At 68.7% G+C, this 7,654-nt stretch carries 8 protein-coding genes; all 8 read left to right on the plus strand.

Annotation, left to right across the window (positions count from 1 at the left end; translation table 11 throughout):
- The first annotated feature begins 49 nt into the window (after positions 1–49).
- The 8 genes from IEZ17_RS14985 (at position 50) to IEZ17_RS15020 (ending at position 7,592) form a co-directional block, all read left to right on the plus strand.
- Positions 50–2,224: a cell division protein FtsK gene (locus tag IEZ17_RS14985; protein ID WP_189300271.1), complete on the plus strand. Its 2,175-nt coding sequence runs from the start codon at positions 50–52 to the stop codon at positions 2,222–2,224.
- A gap of 140 nt (positions 2,225–2,364) precedes the next feature.
- Positions 2,365–2,649: a hypothetical protein gene (locus IEZ17_RS14990; RefSeq protein WP_189300274.1), complete on the plus strand. Its 285-nt coding sequence runs from the start codon at positions 2,365–2,367 to the stop codon at positions 2,647–2,649.
- 4 nt (positions 2,650–2,653) lie between these two features.
- Positions 2,654–2,842: a hypothetical protein gene (locus IEZ17_RS14995; protein ID WP_189300276.1), complete on the plus strand. Its 189-nt coding sequence runs from the start codon at positions 2,654–2,656 to the stop codon at positions 2,840–2,842.
- 11 nt (positions 2,843–2,853) lie between these two features.
- Complete coding sequence (locus tag IEZ17_RS15000) at positions 2,854–3,465, plus strand: hypothetical protein (protein ID WP_189300278.1); 612 nt, start codon at positions 2,854–2,856, stop codon at positions 3,463–3,465.
- 3 nt (positions 3,466–3,468) lie between these two features.
- On the plus strand, positions 3,469–3,900 hold the full coding sequence (locus IEZ17_RS15005) for a DUF6292 family protein (protein WP_189300279.1): 432 nt from the start codon (positions 3,469–3,471) through the stop codon (positions 3,898–3,900).
- Between the two features lie 89 nt (positions 3,901–3,989).
- A complete protein-coding gene (locus IEZ17_RS15010; RefSeq protein WP_189300281.1) occupies positions 3,990–5,789 on the plus strand; it encodes a DnaB-like helicase N-terminal domain-containing protein in 1,800 nt (599 codons plus the stop codon).
- A 232-nt stretch (positions 5,790–6,021) separates the two neighbouring features.
- Complete coding sequence (locus tag IEZ17_RS15015; protein WP_229852273.1) at positions 6,022–6,231, plus strand: helix-turn-helix transcriptional regulator; 210 nt, start codon at positions 6,022–6,024, stop codon at positions 6,229–6,231.
- Positions 6,228–7,592, plus strand: a complete 1,365-nt coding sequence (locus IEZ17_RS15020) for a tyrosine-type recombinase/integrase (protein WP_189300285.1) — start codon at positions 6,228–6,230, stop codon at positions 7,590–7,592. Before IEZ17_RS15015 ends, IEZ17_RS15020 begins: the two co-directional genes overlap by 4 nt.
- Positions 7,593–7,654 lie beyond the last annotated feature (62 nt).

Genomic DNA, 7,654 nt, shown 5'->3' on the forward strand with positions numbered 1-7,654 from the left:
CGCCGTCCGGGCCCCTTTCACCCCACTCGACAGAGGGAGCAGACCCACCGTGTCTGATGTCCATGTCACTGGCCAGCCCGAAGAGCCCGAACGCCCTGGCGCCGAGGTCTTCGACATCCTCACCAAACGCCCCGCTACCCCCGCCGCTCAGCCTGCCGAAGCGCCCGTTCCCGCCCCGCCGGTAGAGCCGGACGGCGAGGACGAAGCGGCGCCCAAACTGCGGCCGGTCGACTCGCCCCACCTGCCCTCTCCGGGCATCACCACCTACAAGCGCAAGCCGATCCTGCCGAGCTGGCTGCTGTCCAAGCCGGGGTTCGTCTCCACGGTGCAGCGGGCTGCCTCGAACGCCTTCTACGCCACCGTCTTCCACGGCATCCGCACACCCTGGTACGCGTTGCAGCTCGGGCTGATGGCGCCGCGCGGTGTTGCCCGCCGGGTGAAGGAGACCAACCGGTGGGTGTGGGACGCCGAATCCGCCCCGCTGCGCGCCTACGAGGTCGAGCACGAGAACACAGCCGAGTACCTGAAGCTGTCACGCCAGCGGGACCGGCGCGTGCGGCTGCGGGTGCTGGTCACCGCCGCCGCCATCATCTTCGGCGCCGCGTTCGCACTGGCCATGTACGTCATGGCCCCCGGCTGGCTCGTGGTCCTGGCCTCTGCCGCGGTGCTGGTCGCCGGGTTCTGGGGCGCCCCGCAGGACCGGCCCGTCATTGGGCCCGCGGTGCTGAAGACCGAACTTCAGAAGCTCACCGGGCCGATCGTGCTGCGGGCGCTGGACAACATCGGCAACCCGAAGCTGTCGGCCGCCATCAAGAAGGGCGGCGACATGAACGGGCTGCGCTTCACCTCCGAGATCACCCGGGACGGCCCCGGATACCGCGCCGATGTGGACCTTCCCTGGGGCGTCACCCCAGAGGACATCATGGAGGCCCGCAAGCCGCTCGCCTCCGGACTGCGACGCAAGGTCGGCTGCGTATGGCCCTCCGCCGACCCCGAGGAGCACGAAGGGCGCCTGATCCTGTGGGTGGGCGACAAGCCCATGAACGAGACCAAGAAGCCCGCCTGGCCGCTGCTGAAGTCCGGGCAAGTGGACCTGTTCAAGCCGGTCGTCTTCGGCAACGACCAGCGCATGCGAGACGTGGCCGTCACGCTCATGTTCGCCTCGGTCGTGGTCGGCTCCATCCCGCGCATGGGCAAGACGTTCCTGATGCGGCTGTTCCTGCTCATCGCAGCCCTCGACCCACGCGCCGAGCTGTATGCGTTCGACTTCAAGGGCACCGGCGATTTCGGCGCCCTGGAGCCGGTCTGCCACCGCTACCGGGCCGGAGACGAAGACGAAGACGTCCTCTACGTCCTCGAAGCCCTGCGGGAGCTGCGCAAGGAACTGCGCCGGCGGGCAAAGGTCATCAAGTCCCTGCCGCGCTCGCGCTGCCCGGAGTCGAAGGTGACCCCGGAGCTGGCCAACGACAAGTCGCTTGGCCTGCACCCCATCGTGGTCGGGGCCGATGAGTGCCAAGTGCCCTTCGAGCACGACAAGTACGGCGCAGAGCTGGAAGAGATCTGCGTCGACATCACCAAGCGCGGCCCCGCGCTGGGCATTGTGGGGATGTTCGGCACCCAGCGCCCGGACGCCAAGTCCCTGCCGTCCGGCATCTCCGCCAACGCGGTCCTGCGGTTCTGCCTGAAGGTCATGGGCCATCAGGCCAACGACATGGTGCTGGGCACCGGCATGCACAAGGCGGGCTACCGGGCCACGATGTTCTCCCGCACCGACCGCGGCATCTGCTGGATGGCCGGTGAAGGAGACGACCCGCGCATCGTCGCCTCCGCGTTCGTGGACGCAGTCGCCGCCGAACAGGTCGTAGCGCGGGCGCGCAAGATGCGCGAGGCGTACGGCAACGTCACCGGCCACGCCATCGGCCAACAGCCCGAGAGCGGAGAGCCCACCTTCGACCTGCTCGCCGACATCCTCAACGTGGTGCCGGCCGACGAGAAGAAGGTCTGGAACGAGAAGGTCGCCGCCCGCCTGGCCACGCTGCGGCCCGAGGTCTACGGCAGCTGGAAGGGCGAGACCGTCACCGCCAACCTCCGCACGCACGGCATCACCACACAGGACGTGTGGGGCACCACCGACACCGGCAAGGGCACCACCCGCCGCGGCATCGCCCGCGCCGACATCACCACCGCCATCACGAAGCGTGACGGAAAGCAGCCCGGGAACTGACACGCACCGCTGCTAGACCTAGCGGCCATCGCTGCTAGGTCTAGCACCCCCGCTAGCACCCCACACCGCCTTTGATCAGCAACCTCGCACCTAGCACCCCACCTGCGAAAACACCGGAAAACCCGCCGGGAAGGCACCCCATGACCCTCCCCCTCCTTGCTAGCGTCTGCCTACTCGTCGTCACTCTCGGTTACGCGAGTCTGTGTGCGGGATCGCCGTTCGGCAACTGCCGCAAGTGCCGCGGCTTCGGCTTCGCGATGAAGACCGACCGCAAGGGCCGACCCAAGCGCGGCAAGCACTGCCGCCGCTGCGACGGCCACGGCAAGCGCATACGCGTTGGACGCCACCTGTTCAACCTGTGGCTCCGCATCTACCGCGACGGCACCAAGACCCCCACCGCCAACAAGCCCGCACCGAAGGGATGACCCCATGGCCATCACCGTCTCCCTCGTCGCCCTGTTCGGACTCGTCCTGTTCTTCCTGCTCCGCTCCAAGACCCTCGGCTGGGGCTCCGCCTTCATCGCCACCATGTTCGGCTTCTTCCTCGCCTCCACCGGCGCCTCCGGCCCCATCAACCAACTCACCCACGCCGTCATCGACGCCATGAGCAAGCTGTAGGAGGCCCGGCCGTGAACGAACACCTCACCGCCCGCCACTGGCTGGCTGCCGCGGCCCCGAAAGCCGCACCGGCCATCGCCACCTCCACCGTGCTGATCCTCGCCCGCATCTGGAACGCCAACGGCGCCGAACACTCCGTCGGCGACGCCGTATTGATGACCGCGCTCTCCCTCGGCGCGGCTGTGGCCGGCGCTCTAGCCTCCGTCGGCCGCGCCGGGGACGGCCTCGTTGCGGGGACCGCGTTCGCCACCTCCGGGGCCCTAGCCCTGACCGGAGTCGCCGGGTACGCCGACGGCCTCTCGCTGCCGCTGCTGCTCTGGGCGCTGGCCACCGCCCTGTCATACGGGCTGGCCGCGCGGCACTGGCGTACCGACCGCCACGACGCCATCGACTACGAGCGGCGCGCCATCGAGCGGCGCGAGGAACACGCGCACATCGAACGGGTCGAAGCCCTTCGCGCCGGGGCTCAGATCGAAGTGGCCCACACCGGTGCCGCCTACGCCGAACAGCTCGCTGCCGCGCTCATCACCCGCGCCGCCCTGCCCGGCTTCGACCACACCCAACTCACCCGCGCCGGGCTCCCCGAACTCCCGGCCACCACCCCTGAGATCACCAAGGAGTAGACCGTGACAGAACTCGACTACTGCGAGGCCCACGCGCCGTACCTCCAGGCCGTGGCCGACGCCCTGGCGGCGGCCGACATCCGCGTCAACGACTGGTCGGCAGATGCCGACGAGGCCCGCAGCGGCTTCATCATCCTGAGCCACCGCGACACCGCCGCCGTCTACGACGAGGACGAAGTCACGCTGCTGTGGAACGAAGAGATGGGCTGGCTGGCCGGCTGGGGTGAGCCGGACGCCGCCCGGGTCGAGTGGCTCGCAGAGCTGTACAACGGCGTGCTGCCGACCCCCGCCGAGATGGTCACCGCCACCCGCGAACTCCTCACCACCCAGCCCAACATCACCCTCGGCAGGCCCGGCTACTACCGCTCCCTCGCGGACGAAGACGACTTCGAGACCCAGCTCGCCCAGTACGCCCGCCGGGCCGCCGACCAGTAGCAACGCCGCGGCGGCGGGACTCCCCAGCAAGGTCGCCCGCCGCCGCGGTTCTCCCCGCCCGTCCGAAGACAGAACAGGAGACCTCAAGCATGACAGCTGAGTCTTCTTCGTCCCAGTACGCCAATGTCCGCCCCCTACGCAGCATGCGGGAAGCCGAGACGGACAAGGTTCCGCCGCAGAACCTGGAAGCCGAACAGTCGGTGCTCGGTGCCATGCTGCTTTCCGCCGAGGTCATCGACGACGTAGTCGAGACGATGGACCCCAGCGACCACTACCGGCCCGCACACGAGACCATCCACCGAGCGATCCTCGACCTGAACGACGCAGATCAGCCCGCCGACCCCATCACCCTTGCCCGCCACCTCGGCAAACGCGGAGACCTGGTCCGCGTCGGCGGTGCCAGCTACCTGCACTCTCTCGTCCAGGCTGTCCCCACGGCCGCCAACGCCGAGTACTACGCCGATATCGTGCACGAGGCAGCCGTGCGCCGCCGCCTGATCGAAGCCGGAACGCGCATCGCACAGAGTGCGTTGTCGCCCAGCTCCGATGTGGCCGACATCCGTGCCGCCGCCCTTGCCGAGGTCACCGAGCTTTCCGCACTCCCCGACCTCGGCACGGCCATCGCTGAGGCTCCAGCCGGGCCGCCGAACGCCCTCTATGACCCGCACCCCGGCGTCCGCCGGCCGCACCGCCCCGGCCCGACCCCGCACCCGGATGTGTTCTGCGGCTGGGTCGGCGAGACCGTGCGCGATCTGGATCCCACTACCGAAGCCGATCCCGTCGCCGTCCTGGTCAATCTGCTGTCCGCCGCCGGAGCCATCATCGGCCGCAGGCCGCACCTGTGGATGGGCAATGACCGCCACCCGGCGCTGATCTGGGCCCTGACCATCGGAGCCACCGCCGCCGGTCGCAAAGGATCGGCAACCTCCACGGCCCGCCGCCCACTCTCCACCGCCTTCCCCGTCTTCTTCGGGCCCGACCACACCCCCCGCGGCCTGAACTCTGGGGAAGGACTCATCGAGTACGTCAAGGACGACGACGGCGAGGACGCCACCCCCGCCAGCCTCGACAAGCGGCTGTGGGTGGTGGAATCCGAGTACGCGGTCACCATGAGCCGCGGCCGACGCGAAGGCAGCAGCCTGCCCGGCGTCCTGCGCCAAGCCTGGGACGGCGACGACCTCGGCTCGATGGTCCGCGACGCCCTGAAGGCCACCAACCCGCACATCGCGATCCTCGGACACATCACCCCCGAGGAATTCCGGGCCAAGATGCAGGACTCGGAGATGGCCGGCGGCACCTACAACCGGTTCTTGCCGATCTTCTGCCACAGGAATCTGATCCTGCCCGAATCCCACGGAGCGTCCCCCCAGCTCATCGACAACCTCGCCTACGGCTGGCGGACTGTCCTCAACGACGCCGCCAAAGTCGATGAGGTCAAGCTCAGCCCCGACGCACGAGCGCTGTACCGGGACGAGATCTACGCAGCTCTCACGGAGGATTCCGGCGAAGGGCCAATCGCCCAGTTCACCGCCCGCGCCGCCCCGTACGTCCAGCGCACCGCGATGGTCTACGCCCTGTGCGACCACGGCGACACCATCCAGGAAGAGCACATGCGCGCCGCCTGGCAGCTCATCAACTACGCCCGAGCATCCGCCGTTCACCTCCTCGGCAACGTCAGCGGAGACCCCAAACTCGACAAACTCGCCGCCGCAGTCCGCGCCGCCGGACCCGACGGGCTCACCGGCAAAGACATCCACCGCCTGTTCAAGAACAAGGGCAAGGCCGAACGCGAACGCCTCGCTGCGGCCCTCGCCGACCAGCCCGGTTTCAGCCGCGCCCAGCGCGCCACCGGCGGCCGGCCGACCACCGTCCTGACCTACACGGGCTAGACGCAAAGGGCGCGAAGGGCGGAAAGCCCTGTGACCTGCGAAAACGCGAGCCACAAAGTGGGGCGCTAAGGGGGGCACAAAGCCCCGCCGTCTGCCGCCGCTGGACTTAGCGCCCACCTTTCCGCCCCCCTTTGTGCCCAGCGAAACCCCAGCTCAGAGGGCTTTCCGCCCTTTGCGCCCTTTGCGCCCACCCATGACAGCTGCCGCGGCTCATCACGAAGGAGAAACCGCAGTGAGCACCCCTACCCGTCGGCGCCGCGCGCCGAAGGACGAACTGTTGCCCCTGGCTGACGTCCTGGAAGAACTCGGCATAAGCCGCCCGACCTGGTACCGGTGGCGGGATCGCGGTTATGGGCCGGAAGCGCGCCGCACGCCGTCCGGCCGCATCTGTGTCCGCCGAAGTGTCCTGGACGCCTTCAAAGACGAAATGGAGGCCGCGTGACTGAGTGGAGCTACACCGTAAAGATCTGGGCCATCCGGAAGCGCGACTACCGGAAGCCCTACCAAGTCCGCTGGAAGGTGGGCATCCGCCCGCACTCGGAGTCGTTCCTCACGCTGGGCCTGGCGGAGAGCCGCCGGGCCCAGCTCATCACAGCCGCCCGTGAGGGTGAGCCGTTCGACGTGGACAGTGGACTGCCGAAGTCCCTGGTCGCCAAGGAACGGGACATCTCGTGGTACGAGCACGCTCGCAACTACATCGAGATGAAGTGGGACCACTCCCCCGCCTCCACACGGCGGACTCTGGCTGAAGCCATGGCGACCGTGACGCCCACGCTGGTGAAGGACACCAAGGGCATGCCCGACGCCAGGGTCGTCCGCGCCGCCCTCTACAGCTGGGGATTCAACAAGAACCGCTGGAAGGAAGACGCCCCGGCCGATGTCGCCAAGGTGCTGGACTGGTTCAAGCGCAAGTCGCTGCCCACCTCCGCGCTCGCTGACCGTCTCCTCGTACGGGCCACCCTGAACGCTCTTTCCAAGAAGCTGGACGGCAAGACAGCGGCGGCAGGGACGATCCGACGGAAGCGAGCGATCTTCCACAACGCTCTTGAGTACGCGGTGGAGGCCGAACTACTCACCGAGAACCCGCTTCCCCGCGTCCAGTGGAAAGCACCCGAACAGGTGGCAGAGGAGGTGGACCCGGCTTGCGTCCCGGACCCCGGGCAAGCCGCCAAGCTCTTGGCCGCCGTACGCGACCAGAGCGCCCGTGGTCGCCGCCTGGTGGGGTTCTTCGGGTGCATGTACTACGCCGCAGCGCGCCCGGCGGAAGTCATCGGGCTACGCGTCCAGGACTGCGACCTGCCGCGCCGCGGATGGGGCCTGCTCCGGCTCAGGGAGACACGCCCCCGCTCGGGCTCGGCCTGGACGGACAGCGGTGAAGCTCACGACAAGCGGGGGCTTAAGCACCGGCCGCGGAAGGCGCTCCGGCAGGTTCCGATACCGCCCGAACTGGTCGCCTTGCTGCGCTGGCACGTCACCGCGTATGGCGCGGCTCCCGACGGCCGGCTGTTTCAGACCAACCGCGGCGGGCTGGTCCAGGACACCGGTTACGGCGAAGTCTGGGCGGAGGCCCGGTCACGGGCCCTGACTCCCGCCGAACGCGCGTCCTCGCTGGCCAAGCGCCCGTATGACCTTCGTCACGCGGCTGTGTCCACGTGGCTCAGCTCAGGAGTAGAGCCACAGCTCGTGGCCCTGCGCGCCGGCCACAGCATCACTGTGCTGTTCCGCGTGTACGCCAAGTTCCTCAGCAACGGAGATGAGGCCGCGAACGCCAAGATCTCCACTCGTCTGGGGCAACACGGCTGACGGTCGGGGAATCCCGTCCACGGCCCGTCCACACACCCCGAGACGGGGCGTTCGAACACGAG

Source organism: Streptomyces albospinus (assembly GCF_014648695.1).
Classification (GTDB): domain Bacteria; phylum Actinomycetota; class Actinomycetes; order Streptomycetales; family Streptomycetaceae; genus Streptomyces; species Streptomyces albospinus.

Bases quoted from the DNA above. Each gene is read 5' to 3' on its own strand.
- IEZ17_RS14990 (WP_189300274.1), top strand. From the start codon at position 2,365: ATGACCCTCCCCCTCCTTGCTAGCGTCTGCCTACTCGTCGTCACTCTC.
- IEZ17_RS14995 (WP_189300276.1), top strand. From the start codon at position 2,654: ATGGCCATCACCGTCTCCCTCGTCGCCCTGTTCGGACTCGTCCTGTTC.
- IEZ17_RS15010 (WP_189300281.1), top strand. From the start codon at position 3,990: ATGACAGCTGAGTCTTCTTCGTCCCAGTACGCCAATGTCCGCCCCCTA.